At 70.6% G+C, this 16,073-nt stretch carries 14 protein-coding genes; 7 read left to right on the top strand and 7 right to left on the bottom strand.

The window, feature by feature from the left end:
- The first annotated feature begins 89 nt into the window (after positions 1-89).
- The 5 genes from NX794_RS19070 (at position 90) to NX794_RS19090 (ending at position 4,524) form a co-directional block, all read left to right on the top strand.
- Complete coding sequence (locus NX794_RS19070; RefSeq protein WP_258779777.1) at positions 90-776, top strand: maleylpyruvate isomerase family mycothiol-dependent enzyme; 687 nt, start codon at positions 90-92, stop codon at positions 774-776.
- Positions 777-936: 160 nt separating this feature from the next.
- Positions 937-1,593, top strand: a complete 657-nt coding sequence (locus NX794_RS19075) for an MBL fold metallo-hydrolase (RefSeq protein ID WP_258779778.1) — start codon at positions 937-939, stop codon at positions 1,591-1,593.
- A gap of 371 nt (positions 1,594-1,964) precedes the next feature.
- Positions 1,965-2,849 carry an ABC transporter substrate-binding protein gene (locus tag NX794_RS19080; RefSeq protein WP_258779779.1) on the top strand — a complete coding sequence of 295 codons (885 nt, stop codon included), beginning with the start codon at positions 1,965-1,967 and terminating at the stop codon, positions 2,847-2,849.
- Between the two features lie 50 nt (positions 2,850-2,899).
- Positions 2,900-3,775, top strand: coding sequence for an amino acid ABC transporter permease (locus NX794_RS19085; protein WP_428985928.1), 876 nt, complete (start codon positions 2,900-2,902; stop codon positions 3,773-3,775).
- On the top strand, positions 3,772-4,524 hold the full coding sequence (locus tag NX794_RS19090; RefSeq protein ID WP_258779781.1) for an amino acid ABC transporter ATP-binding protein: 753 nt from the start codon (positions 3,772-3,774) through the stop codon (positions 4,522-4,524). The genes NX794_RS19085 and NX794_RS19090 overlap by 4 nt, the downstream gene beginning before the upstream one ends.
- A gap of 13 nt (positions 4,525-4,537) precedes the next feature.
- Here NX794_RS19090 and aroQ read toward each other — a convergent pair whose 3' ends face one another.
- Entirely contained in the window at positions 4,538-5,011 is a 474-nt protein-coding gene (gene aroQ, locus NX794_RS19095; RefSeq protein WP_258779782.1) for a type II 3-dehydroquinate dehydratase, read from the bottom strand.
- Between the two features lie 208 nt (positions 5,012-5,219).
- Between aroQ and NX794_RS19100 the strand changes: the two genes are divergently transcribed.
- Positions 5,220-6,491, top strand: a complete 1,272-nt coding sequence (locus NX794_RS19100; protein ID WP_258779783.1) for an MFS transporter — start codon at positions 5,220-5,222, stop codon at positions 6,489-6,491.
- A 43-nt stretch (positions 6,492-6,534) separates the two neighbouring features.
- Here the strand turns inward: NX794_RS19100 and NX794_RS19105 are convergent, their stop codons facing one another.
- From NX794_RS19105 to NX794_RS19130, 6 genes are all read right to left on the bottom strand, one after another.
- Positions 6,535-7,635 (bottom strand): calcium:cation antiporter, encoded by a 1,101-nt coding sequence (locus NX794_RS19105; protein WP_258779784.1) that lies wholly within the window; start codon positions 7,633-7,635, stop codon positions 6,535-6,537.
- Between the two features lie 178 nt (positions 7,636-7,813).
- Positions 7,814-8,815 (bottom strand): TerC family protein, encoded by a 1,002-nt coding sequence (locus NX794_RS19110; RefSeq protein ID WP_258779821.1) that lies wholly within the window; start codon positions 8,813-8,815, stop codon positions 7,814-7,816.
- 224 nt (positions 8,816-9,039) lie between these two features.
- Complete coding sequence (locus NX794_RS19115) at positions 9,040-11,034, bottom strand: TerD family protein (RefSeq protein WP_258779785.1); 1,995 nt, start codon at positions 11,032-11,034, stop codon at positions 9,040-9,042.
- A gap of 71 nt (positions 11,035-11,105) precedes the next feature.
- On the bottom strand, positions 11,106-11,684 hold the full coding sequence (locus NX794_RS19120; RefSeq protein ID WP_258779786.1) for a TerD family protein: 579 nt from the start codon (positions 11,682-11,684) through the stop codon (positions 11,106-11,108).
- 157 nt (positions 11,685-11,841) lie between these two features.
- Positions 11,842-13,980: an excinuclease ABC subunit UvrB gene (gene uvrB, locus NX794_RS19125; protein ID WP_258779787.1), complete on the bottom strand. Its 2,139-nt coding sequence runs from the start codon at positions 13,978-13,980 to the stop codon at positions 11,842-11,844.
- Between the two features lie 49 nt (positions 13,981-14,029).
- Complete coding sequence (locus tag NX794_RS19130) at positions 14,030-14,890, bottom strand: MHYT domain-containing protein (RefSeq protein ID WP_258779788.1); 861 nt, start codon at positions 14,888-14,890, stop codon at positions 14,030-14,032.
- 275 nt (positions 14,891-15,165) lie between these two features.
- On the opposite strand from NX794_RS19130, the gene NX794_RS19135 reads away from it, so the two are divergent.
- Positions 15,166-16,038, top strand: coding sequence for a glycerophosphodiester phosphodiesterase (locus NX794_RS19135; RefSeq protein WP_258779789.1), 873 nt, complete (start codon positions 15,166-15,168; stop codon positions 16,036-16,038).
- The last annotated feature ends 35 nt before the right edge of the window (positions 16,039-16,073 follow it).

A 16,073-nucleotide genomic window follows, 5' to 3' on the forward strand; every position in this document is an offset into this window, starting at 1 on the left:
CCGCCTTCGACGATATAGCACGCGCATTCGATTTGCGGGCGAGGTTCACCACCTTCACCCGAAGGTGTGGCACGGCTAGGGTCAGCACCATGATTGATCACGCTCATGACCTGGCATGTGTACGTGACGCGACCGAGCGGCTCCTCAACGCTGTCGCCCAATTGGACAACGCCTCGCTCGCCGAGCCGTCACGGCTTCCCGGCTGGAGCCGCGGACACGTCCTCGCCCATCTCGCCCGTAACGCCGACGCGCTCGTGAATGTTCTCGAGGGCCGCCCCATGTACGAGAGCGCCGACGCGCGGGACGCCGACATCGCGCGCGACGCGACGCGCGCGCTCGACGTCCAGCTCGCCGACCTGCGCGAGAGCGACGCCCGCTTCCAGGCCCTGGGGGACGTGTCCGCGGACTGGGCGCGCACGGTGGAGCTGCGCAACGGCGTCACCGACTCCGCGTCCGGAGTGCCGTTCCGGCGGTGGGTCGAAGTGGATCTGCACCACGTGGACCTGGGGATCGGCTACGAGCTGGAGGATCTTCCGCCCGAGTTCACCGAACGGGAGATCGGCTTCCTCACGCGGCGGTTCGCCGGGCATCCCGAGGTACCGGCGACCCGTGTGACGGACGGCACGCGTGCGTGGAGCACCGGACGGACCGCGGACGAGCCCGCGATCACGGTCAGCGGCCGGCCGGCGGACCTGGTCGGCTGGCTCGCCGGCCGCCGCGACGGAGCCGCGCTGGACGTACGGGACGGAACGCTCCCGAAGCTGCCGCCCCTCTGAGGTGCCGGCGCTCCGAGGTGCCGGCGCCCCGAGGTGCCGACGTTCTGAGGTGCCGTGGCCGCTCGCATCGCCCGGCCCGCCTCCGTGGGCCGTCCCGGAACCCTCTCCCCGACAGGGCGACGGCAGTCCGCTGGCGCCGCCCCGCTATAGGCTGATCGTCATGACGTACACCGGAGAGGTCAGGGTCGGCGGACCGGCTGACGTGCACGAGCTGAAAGACCTGATGATCACCAAGATCGCGGTCGGCTCGATGGACAACAACGCCTATCTGCTGCGCTGCCGGGCCACCGACGAGCAGCTTCTGATCGACGCCGCCAACGAGGCGGAGACGCTCCTCGGCATGATCGGTGACGACGGCATCGCCTCCGTCGTCACCACGCACCAGCACGGTGACCACTGGCAGGCGCTGGCCGCGGTGGTCGCCGCCACGGGCGCGCGCACGTACGCCGGCCGGGAGGACGCGTCCGGCATCCCGGTGCCGACCGACGTCCCCGTCGACGACGGCGACGTCATCAGGGTGGGGCACGTGGAACTCACCGCGCGCCATCTGGTCGGGCACACGCCGGGGTCGATCGCGCTGGTCTACGACGACCCGCACGGACACCCCCACGTCTTCACCGGCGACTGCCTCTTCCCGGGCGGTGTCGGCAACACGCGCAAGGACGCGCAGGCGTTCGCCAGCCTGATCCACGACGTGGAGACGAAGATCTTCGACGTGCTGCCGGACGAGACCTGGGTGTACCCGGGGCATGGCAACGACACCTCGCTCGGCGCGGAACGGCCGCATCTGCCGGAGTGGCACGCGCGCGGGTGGTGACGGCGGCGACGGTCCGACAGCCGCGCGGACCGGCGCACCCCGCCTCTGGCGAGTGCGCCGGGCGCGCAACCTGACCGTGCGCCCGGCGCACGCTCCGCCACGCGCCCCATGTGAAGACTTCGCGCGGGCCGGGCTTCCGTGCGCGCTCCCGCGCCGGGACGATACGCGGTCAACTGGTGGCAGCCCCGCCCCGGATGACGGCTCCTGGGCGGTATGGGCCGCCGGTCTGCCAACCCCGCCCTCGGCCGGCGGCCCAGGCAGGAACACCTGGGCACGGCCGGTGTTCACACGCCCGCAACACCCGTTCCCACTATGCGGACAGATGTGATCGTGACCTCGACAAACACCGAGTTCGCTGTCAATCTCCCGCCATGCACCCTGCTCCTCGCGCCGCGCGCCGCGCGGTAGTCGCCGTCGTCACAGCCCTGCTCGCCACCGCCGTCGGCTGCGCTCCGCAGCCCGAGGAGAAGGCGTCGGCCTCCCCGTCCGGGTCGGCCGCGAAGAGCTGTGCGCGGGGCGAACTGGCCACCAAGGCGTCCGGCAAGCTGACGGTCGCCACGGACGAGCCCGCCTACGAGCCGTGGTTCAAGGACGACAAGCCGGCCAACGGGCAGGGCTTCGAGTCGGCGGTCGCGTACGCCGTGGCGAAGCGGCTCGGGTACGACAAGAGCGCGGTCGTATGGCAGAGCGTGCCGTTCAACAAGGCGTTCGCGCCGGGCGTGAAGGACTTCGACTTCGACATCAACCAGGTGTCGATCAGCGACGAGCGCAGGAAGGCCGTGGACTTCTCCTCGGGCTACTACGACGTGCGCCAGGCGGTCGTCGCGCTCAAGGGCAGCACGGCCGCGAAGGCGACCAGCCTCACGGACCTGAAGAACCTCAAGCTGGGCGCGCAGGTGGGCACGACAAGCCTCGACTACATCGACGACGTGGTGCAGCCGAAGCGGCAGGCCGCCGTCTACGCCAAGAACGACCAGGCCAAGTCCGCCCTCAGGAACGGCCAGGTGGACGCCATCGTCACCGACCTGCCGACCGCGTTCTACATCACCGCGGCCGAGGTGACGAACGCGAAGATCGTGGGTCAGTTCGAGAACCAGGGCGGTACGCCGGAGCAGTTCGGGCTCGTGCTCGACAAGGGCAGCGCGCTCACCTCGTGCGTGAGCGGAGCCGTCGACGCCCTGCGCAAGGACGGCACCCTGGCGAAGCTGGAGAAGCAGTGGCTCTCCGACGCGGTCGACGCGCCGGTGCTCAAGTGACGGTCACCAAGGGAGAGGCGGCCCCGGAGGGGGCGGACGACGAGGGCGACATGCCCGACGGCGCCGGTGCGGACGACGACGGCTACGTCCCTTCCGAGCGCCGTCTGGAGCGCGAACGCCGTACACGCGCGCGTGCCCGTCGCGCCACGGCCGTCGCGGCGCTCTCGACCCTGGTCACGGCCGTCGTGCTGTATCTGGTCGTCGTCAGCGCGCCGGGCTGGCCGCGAACCAAGGAGACGTTCTTCAGTGCCGCGTACGCGCGCGAGACGCTGCCGAAGGTTTTCGAAGGGCTGTGGCTGAACCTCCGGCTGCTGCTGGTCTGCGGTGCCGCCGTCCTGGTCCTCGGCATGCTGATCGCCATCGCCCGCACCCTGCGCGGTCCGGTGTTCTTCCCGCTCCGGGTGCTGGCGGCGGCGTACACCGACTTCTTCCGCGGACTGCCACTCATCATCAATCTGATGATCGTGGTGCTGGGTGTGCCCGCGCTGCGGCTGCAAGGGGTCACGGTCGATCCGGTGCTGCTCGGCGGCACGGCGCTGACGCTGACGTACTCGGCCTACGTGGCGGAGGTGTTCCGGGCCGGCATCGAGTCCGTCCACCCGTCCCAGCGCGCGGCGGCGCGTTCGCTGGGCCTGACCAACCGGCAGGCGCTGCGCTACGTCGTGCTGCCGCAGGCGGTGCGCCGGCAGGTGCCGCCCCTCCTGAACGACCTGGTGTCGTTGCAGAAGGACACGGGTCTGGTGTCGATCGGCGGCGCGGTGGACGCCGTACGCGCGGCCGACATCATCGTGGGCCGCAGTCTGAACTACACGCCGTACATCGTCGCGGGGCTGGTGTTCGTGGCGCTGACCATCCCGATGACCCGCTTCACGGACTGGGTGACGGCCCGGATGGACCGGCGGCGGGCCCAGGGAGGAGCCCTATGAGCGACGTATCCGTCCTGCGTCTGGAGTCCGTGCGCAAGACCTTCGGCGGCTCGGTCGTGCTGCGCGACGTCGATCTGGAGGTCGCCCCGCACACGGTGACCGCGCTGATCGGCGCCTCCGGCTCGGGCAAGTCCACGCTGCTGCGCTGCGCCAACCTGCTGGAGGAGATCGACGACGGCGCGATCTGGCTCGACGGCGAGGAGATCACCGATCCGGATGCCGACCAGGACGCGGTGCGGCGCCGGATCGGCGTGGTCTTCCAGGCGTACAACCTCTTCCCGCACATGACCGTGCTGGACAACGTCACGCTCGCTCCGCGCCGGGTGCACGGCGTCCCCCGCGCGGAGGCCGAGGAACGGGCCCGGGAGCTGCTGGAGCGCCTCGGACTGGCCGAGAAGGCGGACGCCTACCCGGACCGGCTCAGCGGCGGCCAGCAGCAGCGTGCCGCGATCGTACGGGCCCTCGCCGTACGGCCGCGGCTGCTGCTCCTGGACGAGATCACGGCCGCGCTCGACCCCGAACTGGTCGGCGAGGTGCTCGACGTGGTGCGGGGACTCAAGGACGAGGGCATGACCATGGTGCTGGCCACGCACGAGATGGGTTTCGCCCGGGACGTCGCCGATCAGGTCTGCTTCCTGGACGGCGGAGTCGTGCTGGAACGCGGCACCGCCGAGCAGGTCTTCGCCGACCCGCGGCGGGAGCGCACGCGGCGGTTCCTGCGGCGCGTCGTGGACGCCGGGCGCCTGTGAGGGCGCCCGCGCGCTACGCGTCGGCCTGCGCCGCCCCGGCCAGGGCCGCGACCCGCTCCACGCCGAACGCATAGCCCTGTACCCCGCAGCCCGCGATCACGCCGTCGGCGCGCAGGGAGACGTAGGAGTGGTGCCGGAACGACTCGCGCTGGTGGATGTTGGAGATGTGCACCTCCAGCACGGGCATGCCGTCACAGGTGTTGAGCGCGTCCAGGATCGCGACCGACGTGTGCGAGTAGGCGCCGGGGTTGATGACGATGCCGCAGTGGTTCAGGCGGGCCTCGTGGATCCAGTCGACGAGTTCGCCCTCCTGGTTGGACTGCCGGAAGTCCACCGTGCCGCCGTGCGCCGCCGCCGCCTTGGCGCACAGCGCCTCGACGTCGGCCAGCGTGTCCTTGCCGTAGATCTCGGGCTGCCGCTGGCCGAGCAGGTTCAGGTTCGGCCCGTTAAGGATCATGATCGGGGCGTTGGCCAGGGTGCGGGGCACGGTTCCTCCGGTCCGTTCGGGGCGGTGCTTCGACCACCGCCGCTGGCCCCGGTCTATCACGCCGTCCGGAGCGGCCGAGGGGCCGCGCACCCCCGCTGCACGGGCGCACGCGCCCCCGTGAACGATCGCTCCCGCACGCCCGTAACGGTGAGTCACTGACGGTAGTTGACATGGCATGCAGGCTCTACGCACCGTGAGCGCTCCGTCCATGCCACGCCTCGCTGCCGCCTCCCTCGTCGGAACGGCCATCGAGTTCTACGACTTCTTCGTCTACGGCACAGCGGCGGCCCTGGTCCTCGGGCCGCTGTTCTTCCCGACGTTCTCGCCGGTCGCCGGTGTGCTGGCGGCGTTCGCGACGTTCGGGGTGGGGTTCGTGGCCCGCCCGCTGGGTTCGGTGCTGTTCGGGCATCTCGGCGACCGGCGCGGGCGGCGGCCGGTGCTCATGCTCTCGCTGCTGCTGACCGGCGCCTCGACCGTGGCGGTCGGCTGCGTGCCGTCGTACGCGACGCTGGGGACGGCGGCGCCCGTGCTGCTGCTCGTCCTGCGCTTCCTGCAGGGTCTTGGGCTCGGTGGCGAGTGGGGCGGGGCGGTGCTGCTGACCGCCGAGCACGCGCCCGCGCACCGGCGGGCGCTGTGGTCGTCCTTTCCCCAGGTGGGTCCCGCGGTCGGCTTCGTGCTCGCCAACGGCACGGTGCTGGCGCTGTCCGCGACGCTGTCCGACGCGGAGTTCGTCCGGTGGGGGTGGCGGGTGCCGTTCTGGGCGGCCGGGGTGCTGGCCCTGGCCGGGCTGTGGCTGCGCTCGTCGCTCGCGGAGAGCCCGCGGTTCCTGGAGATCGACGACCACGCGCGCGTGCCGCTCGTGGAGGTCGTACGCCATCACGGACGGCTGGTGCTGCTGACCGCCGGGGCGCTGGCAGCGGGGTACGCGGTGTTCTACGCGGTGACGACCTGGTCGCTGGCGTACGCGACGGAGCAGCTCGGTGTGAGCCGGACGGTCATGCTCACCTGCGTCATGGCCGCCGTCGTGGTGAAGGGCGCGCTCACGCCCCTCATGGCGCTGGGCGGCGACCGCTTCGGGCGCCGGACCATGTGTCTGGCCGGCTGCACTGCCTGTGCCCTGTGGATGCTGCCGATGGTCGCGCTGCTGGCCACCGGCGAGCCGCTGCTGATGTTCGTCGGTGTCCTGGGCGCGCTGCTCGGCTTCATCACCATGTTCGCGGTGATCGCCGCCTACCTGCCGGAGCTGTACGACGCCCGGGTGCGCTGCACCGGCGCCGCGGTCGGCTACAACCTCGGGGGCGTCCTAGGCGGCGCCCTGACCCCGATCGTGGCGACGGCCCTCGCGGAACACAGCGGGCGCGTGCCCTGGGGCGTGGGCGTGTACCTGACGGGCATCTCGCTGCTCAGCCTGGGCTGCTTCGCACTGCTGCCGGAGACGCGGCCGCTCACCGCGCCGGCCGCGGAACCGGCCACGGGATGACCGGGCCCGCGGAGCTTCTGCCGACCGGTCGCTCCGCGCCGGGCTAGGGATTGATCGCCAGTTCCAGGTAGGCGGCGAACAGCACCAGGTGGACGCCGCCCTGCAAGGGTGTGGCACGGCCCGGTACCACCGTCAGGGAGGCGACGACGACGGTGAGCGCGAGCAGCAGCATGTGGGTCGGACCGAGGCCGAGGACGAGCGGCCCGGAGAGCCACACGGAGGCGAGCGCCACCGCCGGGATGGTCAGGCCGATGCTGGCCATCGCGGAGCCGAGCGCCAGGTTGAGACTGGTCTGCACGCGGTCGCGGCGGGCGGCGCGCAGCGCGGCGATCGTCTCGGGGAGCAGGACGAGCAACGCGATGACGACACCGACTACGGCCTGGTGCAGGCCCGCCGCCGCGACTCCCGACTCGATGGTGGGCGACACTCCCTTGGCCAGACCGACCACACCGATGAGGGCCAGACCGAGCAGGCCGAGGCTGATGCCGGCGGTGCGGGCCGACGGGGGCGCGGCGTGGTCGTCGCCGGAGATGACCTCGCCCTGCCGGGTGATCGGCAGGAAGTAGTCCCGGTGACGCACGGTCTGGGTGGCGACGAACAAGCCGTAGAGGATGAGCGAGGACAGTGCCGCGAACGTCAGTTGCACGGTGGAGAACTCGGGCCCGGGCTTGCTCGTGGTGAAGGTCGGCAGGACCAGGCTGAGCGTGGCGAGTGTGGCCACGGTCGCGAGGGCGGCGCCGGTGCCCTCGGCGTTGAAGACCGCGATGCCGTGCCGCAGGGACGCGACCAGCAGGCAGATGCCGACGATGCCGTTGCAGGTGATCATCACGGCGGCGAAGACGGTGTCCCGGGCCAGGCTGGCGCTCTTGTCGCCGCCGTCGACCATCAGGGTGACGATCAGGGCCACCTCGATGATCGTGACGGCGATGGCGAGCACCAGGGATCCGAAGGGCTCACCGGCCCGGTGGGCCACCACCTCGGCGTGGTGCACAGCTGCCAGGACGGATCCGGCGAGCACCAGGGTCACCAGGGCGACGATCGCGCCGGGCAGGTCACGGCCCCAGGTGAGGACCAGCAGGACGACCGCGAGCACCGGCACGATGATCGTCCATTGCGCAGTGAGCGACCGCAGCCGAGTGACCATGCCGCGATGCTCGCAGAGACGTTCAGGGTTCGCATTCCGTTCTTTCCGGATTGCCTCTCATCCTTTCCGGTGCGGTGGCCCGGCCCCGGCGGGCCGGACCACCGCTTCCCCTGACGAGTGCGGACGCGCGCGCCCAGGTGGGGGGTACGCCTATCGGACGTCGTCCGTTGCGGCGCGGTCAGACATCGATGCCGTCTTTGGAGGTCCTCGCGCCGTCGGTGCGCGCCGCCTCGGCGGCGGCCTGCTTCCTGGTGGCGATGAGGCTGGTGATCGTGGTGACGACCAGGACGGCGCAGATCACGCCGAGTGAGACGGGGATGCTGATCTCGGGGACGTGGACACCGGTCTCGTGCAGCGCGTGCAGGACCAGCTTGACGCCGATGAAGCCGAGGATGATCGACAGGCCGTAGGAGAGGTGGACCAGCTTCTTGAGCAGGCCACCGATGAGGAAGTACAGCTGTCGCAGGCCCATCAGGGCGAAGGCGTTGGCGGTGAAGACGATGTAGGGGTCCTGGGTCAGGCCGAAGATCGCGGGGATGGAGTCCAGGGCGAACAGGACGTCCGTGGTGCCGATGGCGAGCATCACCACCAGCATCGGGGTCATGACCCGCTTGCCGTTCTGCTGGATCCACAGCTTGGTGCCGTGGTACCGGTCGGCGACACCGAACCTGCGCTCGGCGGCCTTGAGCAGCTTGTTCTCCTCGTACTCCTCGTCCTCCTGGTCCGCGCGGGCTTCCTTGATCAGCTTCCAGGCGGTCCAGATGAGGAAGGCGCCGAACAGGAAGAACACCCAGGAGAAGCTGGCGATGATCGCGGCTCCCGCGGCGATGAAGACGGCCCGCAGGACCAGGGCTATGAGCACGCCGACCAGCAGCACGCGCTGCTGGTACTGGGCCGGCACCGCGAACTTCGCCATGATCAGGACGAAGACGAACAGATTGTCGACGCTGAGCGACTTCTCGGTGATGAACCCGGCGAAGAACTCGCCCGCCGGCTGCCCGCCCCCGAAGACGAGGAGCCCCAGGCCGAACAGGCCCGCCAGGGCGATCCAGACCGCGGTCCAGATACCGGCTTCCTTGATCGACACCTCATGGGGCTTGCGCCCGATGAAGAAGTCGACGGCGATCAGGGCGGCGAGGCCCAGAATGGTCAGGACCCACAGGCCCATGGAAACGTCCACCACGTCCTCCGGCATTTATTGACGGCAAACACAATCAGCGTTGTCGCTGCCGGAGGTCTCTTCCACCCGCGCGGGGCCGACGACCCGGGACCTGACCGGTCCGTACTGACGGGTGCGCCGCAGTCAGGGAGTACTCCCCTCCGTGTGAACGAGAGTACCCCAATCCCCAAGGGAAGGTAAAGAGAAAAGTAAAGTAAAGACCAAAGTGCCAGTTCAGAGGGCTTTTACCTGTCCTTGGGCCGTGCTCTCGCCACCTCGGCCAGCACCTGCCGGACGATCTGGCTCCCGGGCGGCACCGGCGACGGCTCGTATGTCCACGCATGCCCCACCCAGGGATCGGCGATGTGGTCGTCGGGCACCGGGGTGAGTCGCATCAGCGAACGCCACAGCGGGTCCAGCAGGGGACCGTAGGCGGCGGCGTCCTGCCGGTCCGCGACCAGCAGCAGATGCACGCCGACCGCCGGACCCTCGTCGGCGAGATAGCGCAGCCGGGTCACCGCGCGCTCGTCGAATCCGTGCGGGAAGTCGTTCACGATCAGCAGCTGCCGCGCCGTGTCGACGTCCGCCGGCAGCGACGCCTCGGCGCCGCCGCGTACCGCCATCTGCACCAGGTCCACCCGGCGGGTGAGCCGCTCCAGCAGGTCCGTCACGCCCGCCGCGCCGGTCGCCGGCGCGGCGGCGAGCATCCCCGCCCCCGTCAACGGCGTGAGCGCGCCCGCCCCGGCGCCGGCCGGGTCGACGACGTGCACGGCGAACTCTCCCGGCGGGTGTACGGCCAGCAGCCGGGCGGCGATCGTGACGGCCGTCTCCACGGCCAGACGACGCAGCTCGGCGGAGTCCCGGACGGTGTCGTCCGGCGCCTCCGTGACGCCGCTGTCGATCCACAGGCCACGCTCCAGCGGCAGCCTCACCAGCAACGGAATGCGCAGGAGCCCGCTCTCGGGCAGATGGAGAACCCCGAGGCGCACGGCGAGCGGCTGCTCGGCGGGCACCCGGTAGCCGTGCCAGACAGGGCTTTCCCAGCCGGCGTACGCGGGCGGAAGCGCCGGTTCGACCACCTCCGCCTCGGCGGTCAGCTGGGCCAGGTCGCGGTCGAGGACGGCGCGCGCCTGATCGACCAGCTCGGTACGGCGGGCGTACGCGGCATCCCGAGCGATGTCTCCCGAGGTGCCGAGCCGCGCCCGGGGGTCGGCGAGCGCCTGGTCGACCTCCTTCTCCAGGCGGGAGTCGGCGAAGTCGACGGCGCTGCGGTACGCGGCCGTGGTCCGGGCCAGGTCCTCGAACATGCCCCACACCTGGTTGTACAGCCGCTCGTCCATCGACCAGCCCACGGCGTCGCCCGCGACGGGCAGGGCGGGCTGCCCGTCGTCCACCGGTGCGGCGGAGGGCGGTGGGGGCGGGGCACTGTGCCGGCGGGGGTGGGCGTAGTCGATCGGGCCGCCGAGTCCCCGCGGAGCGGGCTCGGCTGCGGGTGCCGGCCCGTCGTAGGGGTTCCGGGCTCCGTGGTCGGGTGTAGGGGACTGCGCACCATGGTCGGGCACCGGGGACTGTGTGCCCCGGTCGGAGGCGAGGCGCTGCGGGTCGTACGAGGGCGTCTGCTCGGCCGTGCCGGGTGCGGAGGCGTCCTGGGGTGCCGCCGCGGAGGAGGGCGCGGGCATGGCGCGGGTCGGGGTCGGGGCCGCCGTCTGCTGGAGGGACGCCGCCAGTTCGGCCGCCTCCGTCAGTCCCTGGTCGGCGAAGAGCGCCGGGAGGCCGCCCGAGTAGCCCTGGCCCATCGCGCGTACCTTCCACGCTCCCTGCCGCCGGTACAGCTCCAGGGCGATCACGGCAGACTCGCCGTCCAGACCGGTCAGGGTGTAGCCGACCAGTTCGGTGCCGTCGCGGTCCTCGACCGCGGTGTGCGGGGCGGGCGCGGCGCCGAACCGTGACGGCCCCGCGGTGCCGGTGGGCAGGGCGAGGAACACGTCGACGCGGTGTACGGACTCGGGTACGGCGGCCAGGTCGACGGCGAGCCGGTGTTCGGGGGCGGCCTCCTGGGACACCTCGACGCCGGGCGGCACGGGGGCGCCGGGACGAGCCACCCAACGGGTGCCGTGGACGGTGCCGTTCTCGTCGCCGAGCGTGGCTCCGGCCAGGACCGGGACTCCGGCCGAGATCCGGATCGTCAGCCGGGTCCGGGACAGCGGATGGTTCTGCCCCCGCACCAGCTCGGCCGTCATCGCCGTCGCCCCCTGTGTCGTGTTGTCATGGGCCCGCCCTTCGCTGGAGGACGCGTCCCGGGGTTCCGGTCCTACAGGTGCGGCAGGATCGTCGGCATCAGGTCCTGGAAGGTACGGCCGTTGGACGGGGTACCGAGGGCGGTCATGGTCCAGCTGGAGCCCACGCGGTGCACCTTGGCCATGATCTGGGCGGTGTAGGCGCCGCCGCCGGCCAGTGTGTAGCGGGCCAGCTCCTGGCCGTTGGTCTCGTCCACGAGACGGCAGAAGGCGTTCTCCACCTCCTGGAAGGTCTGGCCGGTGAAGGAGTTGACGGTGAAGACGATCTGGTCGATGTGGACCGGCACGCGCTGCAGGTCCACCAGGATCGCCTCGTCGTCGCCGCCCTGGCCGACGCCGCCCACGAGGTTGTCGCCGGTGTGGCGCACGGAGCCGTCGTCGCTCACCAGGTGACGGAAGAAGACCACGTCGACCGGCTGCTTCTCGGCGAACAGGACGGCCGAGGCGTCCAGGTCGATCTCACGCGTACGGGAGCCGAACAGGCCGCGCCGCTTGGCCGCCTGCCAGCCGAGCCCCATGCGGACCGCGGTCAGGGTGCCCCCGTCCTTCTTCTCCAGGCTGATGGCCTGACCCTTGGTCAAGTTCACGGACACGGCTGGTTCCCCTCTCGACATCCCCTGTTGCCGCGCGTCGCGCGGTTGCCAAGAACCCTACGCAGGCGCGCCGACCATGCCGAACCCCGGTCCGCGCTTTGTGTCGGTGTTGCAACACTCGGCGGCTGCACCGGGATTCGGCGTGGTGACGGGCGGGTCAGGCGATGCCCGCCTCGCGCATCTGGCGCAGTTCCTTCTTCATCTCCGAGACCTCGTCGCGCAGCCGGGCGGCGACCTCGAACTGCAGCTCCGCCGCGGCAGCGCGCATGCGCTCGGTCATCTGCTCGATCTGCTCCGCGAGTTCAGCCGCCGGACGGTCCGTCGGCACCGCCTTGTCCTTGGCGGCCTTGCCGGCCTTCGCACCCTTGGCCGCCTTGTCACCGAGGGCGGGAACGGGGGCCTTGGCGCCCTTGCCGTCCTTCGTCTTGCGATACCCGGAGCCGAGGAGTTGTTCGGTGTCGACCTCCTCGCGGGCGATCTGCGCGACGATGTCGTTGATCTTCTTACGCAGCGGCTGCGGGTCGATGCCGTTGGCGGTGTTGTAGGCGATCTGCTTCTCCCGGCGGCGGTTGGTCTCGTCGATCGCCTTCTCCATCGCCGGGGTGATCTTGTCGGCGTACATGTGGACCTGGCCGGAGACGTTGCGCGCCGCGCGGCCGATGGTCTGGATCAGCGAGGTGCCGGAGCGCAGGAAGCCCTCCTTGTCCGCGTCCAGGATCGCCACGAGGGACACCTCGGGCAGGTCGAGGCCCTCCCGCAGGAGGTTGATGCCGACCAGGACGTCGTATTCACCGGCACGCAGTTCGCGCAGCAGCTCGATACGGCGCAGGGTGTCGACGTCGCTGTGCAGATAGCGCACCTGGATGCCCAGCTCCAGGAAGTAGTCCGTGAGGTCTTCGGCCATCTTCTTGGTCAGCGTCGTGACCAGGACACGCTCGTCCTTCTCGGTGCGCTGCCGGATCTCGTGCACCAGGTCGTCGATCTGGCCCTCGGTGGGCTTGACCACGACCTCGGGGTCGACCAGGCCGGTCGGGCGGATGATCTGCTCCACGACACCGTCGGAGCGCGACAGCTCGTACGCGCCCGGGGTGGCCGAGAGGTAGACGGTCTGCCCGATGCGCTCCTGGAACTCCTCCCACTTCAGCGGACGGTTGTCCAGTGCTGAGGGCAGCCGGAACCCGTGGTCCACGAGGGTGCGCTTGCGGGAGGCGTCGCCCTCGTACATGGCACCGATCTGGGGGACGGTGACGTGCGACTCGTCGATGACGAGGAGGAAGTCGTCCGGGAAGTAGTCCAGCAGGGTGTTGGGCGGGGAGCCGGGCAGACGGCCGTCGAAGTGCATCGAGTAGTTCTCCACGCCCGAGCAGGTGCCGATCTGGCGGAGCATCTCGATGTCGTACGTGGTGCGCATCCGCAGGCGCTGCGCCTCCAGGAGTTTGCCCTGCTTCTCCAGCTCGGCCAGGCGCTCCCCCAGTTCCTTCTCGATGTCGTTGACGGCCCGCTCCATGCGTTCGGGACCGGCGACGTAGTGGGAGGCGGGGAAGACGTACAGATGTTCGTCGTCGCTGATGATCTCGCCGGTGACCGGGTGCAGGGTGGAGAGCGCTTCGATCTCGTCGCCGAACATCTCGATGCGGACGGCCAGCTCCTCGTAGACCGGGAAGATCTCGATGGTGTCGCCGCGCACCCGGAAGGTGCCGCGAGTGAACGCCATGTCGTTGCGCGTGTACTGGATGTCGACGAAGCGGCGCAGCATCTCGTCCCGGTCGATCTCGTCGCCGACGCGCAGGGGGACCATGCGGTCCACGTACTCCTGCGGCGTACCAAGGCCGTAGATGCAGGACACCGAGGCCACCACGACCACGTCACGGCGGGTGAGCAGCGAGTTCGTCGCGGAGTGGCGCAGGCGCTCGACCTCCTCGTTGATCGAGGAGTCCTTCTCGATGTAGGTGTCCGACTGCGGGACGTAGGCCTCGGGCTGGTAGTAGTCGTAGTACGAGACGAAGTACTCGACCGCGTTGTTCGGGAGCAGTTCCCGGAACTCGTTGGCCAGCTGGGCGGCCAGTGTCTTGTTCGGCGCCATCACCAGGGTGGGGCGCTGGAGTTTCTCGATCATCCACGCGGTGGTGGCGGACTTTCCGGTGCCGGTCGCGCCCAGCAGGACGACGTCTTCCTCACCGGCCTCGATGCGTTTGGCCAGGTCGAGGATGGCCGTCGGCTGGTCGCCGCTGGGCTGGTAGGGGCTGACGACCTCGAAGGGCGCCACCGTGCGTTCGATGTGGGAAACGGGCCGCATGACATCAACCGTACGACCCCGCACTGACAACGGGCCCGGACCAGCGGTTCTACCAGGTCCGGGAGCTGTGGCGCTCGGGCCGCCCGGCCGGGGCGCGGCGCCGGCGGGGGACAGGACGGCGGCCGGTGGACGGCGCGACGGCCGGGACGCCGGCTTCGGGCCGGGCCGGTGCTGCGGCCGGACGGCCGGTGATCATCAGCGGATCGAAGATCACGGCCACGGCCAGCAGGAGCAGGAAGGCGAGCGGGCCGATCAGCATCGGTGCGAGTACGGACGCCTCCGGGCCGCCGGCGGCGTGGGCGGGGCCGTCGAGCCGGACGCTGAGGGCGGCCATGCCGGTGTAGTGCATGCCGCTGACCGCGAGGGCCATGACCAGGCTCGCCCCGAGGTTTCCCCGGAAGCCCCGCGCGCGTGCGGCGGCCCACAGGGCGGCGGTGGCCGCCACGACCGCTATGGCGACGGACGCGGTGACGACGAGTGTGTTGTACGCGAACCGGCCGTGGAAGTGCATGCCGGCCATGCCGAGGTAGTGCATCGAGGCGATGCCGAGCCCGGTGACCGTGCCGCCGGTGACCAGGGCGGTGCCGGTGGCGCCCCGGTAGCCCACGATGAAGACCCCGACGCCGGCCATGACGACGGCGACGGCGAGGCTCGCACCGGTCATCGGCCCGTCGTAGTCGATCCGGGTTTCCTGGATCCCGAAGCCCGTCATCGCGACGAAGTGCGTCGTCCATGTGCAGGAGCCGATCGCGGCGGCGCCGAGGGCCAGCCACACCGGCCTGCGGGCGGGTCCGGCCAGTCGGGAGCGGGCGATGCAGCGCAGTCCCAGGGCGCTTCCCAGGCAGGCCATCACACAGGCCACCAACGGGGTGGCGGCCCCGTAGCCGAATCCGTCGACCGTGCCCCGCATTCGCGGCCGCCCTTCCGCTCTTCGCGTCCCGGAATCCCTGCCGTTCGCCCCGTCCCAGGACCGCGCGGCGGTCAGGGTTGTGGCAGAAAGTATGACCTCCACCGGAATGGTCGAACGACTTTCCGGCAAAGAAACACGGCCTTGCCGCAGTTGTGGGGCATTGGTGAGCGGAGTTGGGTGACCGCACGCATCCTGTGCCCGTCGCGCGCCGGGTGCCGATGACCCGGTGCTGTCAGTCTGGTGCTGTCGGTATTCGCTCGACGTGAGGAGTCTGCATGCACGCGCGCGTGATGGCCGCCACGGCCGCGGCGGTCCTGGGGGCGGCGCTGACGCTGCTGAGCCCGACCTCCGGCGCCCGGGCCGGCGAGATCCGCACCCCCACCGTGGTCGCCCACCGGGGTGCCTCCGCCTACGCTCCCGAGAACACGCTCGCCTCGATCGACAAGGCGGCCCGGCTGGGCTTCACCTGGGTGGAGAACGACGTCCAGCGCACCAAGGACGGCGAGCTGGTCGTCATCCACGACGACAGTCTGGAGCGCACGACGAACGTGGAGGACGTCTTCCCCGGCCGGGCGCCGTGGAAGGTGAAGGACTTCACCGCGGCCGAGATCGCCCGCCTGGACGCGGGCAGCTGGTTCGCACCCGTTTACGCGGGCACGCGCGTGCCGACACTGGAGCAGTACATGCGCCGAGTCGAACACAATCACGAGAGCCTCGTCCTGGAGATCAAGAACCCGGAGCTGTACCCGGGCATCGAACAGCAGATCCTCAAGCTGCTGGGCAACGAGGGCTGGCTGGGCCGCGGCCACCTCGGCAGGCTCGTCGTGCAGAGCTTCAGCGCCGACAGCGTGCGGACGGTGCACGAACTGAAACCCGCGCTCACCACCGCCTACCTCGGTACGCCCTCCCTGTCGCAGTTGCACGACTACGCTCGCTTCATCGACCTCGTGAACCCCTCCTACGACACGATCTCCCTGCGCTACGTCGCGGCGGTGCACGCCGTCGACGGGCCGCACGGCAGGCCGCTCGGGGTCTTCGCGTGGACGGTGAACGACGCGGCCACCGCTCGCAAGGTCGACGGTTACAAGGTCGACGGGGTCATCACCAACAAGCCCGACGTGGTGCGGGCGGCGCTGGGCTCGGGCTGAGCCGGCGGCGTTGTCAGTGCCGGGCCGTACCGTGG

Origin of the sequence: Streptomyces pyxinicus (assembly GCF_024753135.1) — a bacterium.
GTDB classification, from domain to species: domain Bacteria; phylum Actinomycetota; class Actinomycetes; order Streptomycetales; family Streptomycetaceae; genus Streptomyces; species Streptomyces pyxinicus.

Excerpts from the sequence above, each read along its gene's own strand:
- NX794_RS19070 (WP_258779777.1), top strand. The coding sequence starts at position 90 with ATGATTGATCACGCTCATGACCTGGCATGTGTACGTGACGCGACCGAG.
- NX794_RS19075 (WP_258779778.1), top strand. The coding sequence starts at position 937 with ATGACGTACACCGGAGAGGTCAGGGTCGGCGGACCGGCTGACGTGCAC.
- NX794_RS19080 (WP_258779779.1), top strand. The coding sequence starts at position 1,965 with ATGCACCCTGCTCCTCGCGCCGCGCGCCGCGCGGTAGTCGCCGTCGTC.
- NX794_RS19085 (WP_428985928.1), top strand. The coding sequence starts at position 2,900 with ATGCCCGACGGCGCCGGTGCGGACGACGACGGCTACGTCCCTTCCGAG.
- NX794_RS19090 (WP_258779781.1), top strand. The coding sequence starts at position 3,772 with ATGAGCGACGTATCCGTCCTGCGTCTGGAGTCCGTGCGCAAGACCTTC.
- NX794_RS19100 (WP_258779783.1), top strand. The coding sequence starts at position 5,220 with ATGCCACGCCTCGCTGCCGCCTCCCTCGTCGGAACGGCCATCGAGTTC.
- NX794_RS19105 (WP_258779784.1), bottom strand. The coding sequence starts at position 7,635 with ATGGTCACTCGGCTGCGGTCGCTCACTGCGCAATGGACGATCATCGTG.
- NX794_RS19115 (WP_258779785.1), bottom strand. The coding sequence starts at position 11,034 with ATGACGGCCGAGCTGGTGCGGGGGCAGAACCATCCGCTGTCCCGGACC.
- uvrB (WP_258779787.1), bottom strand. The coding sequence starts at position 13,980 with ATGCGGCCCGTTTCCCACATCGAACGCACGGTGGCGCCCTTCGAGGTC.
- NX794_RS19130 (WP_258779788.1), bottom strand. The coding sequence starts at position 14,890 with ATGCGGGGCACGGTCGACGGATTCGGCTACGGGGCCGCCACCCCGTTG.
- NX794_RS19135 (WP_258779789.1), top strand. The coding sequence starts at position 15,166 with ATGCACGCGCGCGTGATGGCCGCCACGGCCGCGGCGGTCCTGGGGGCG.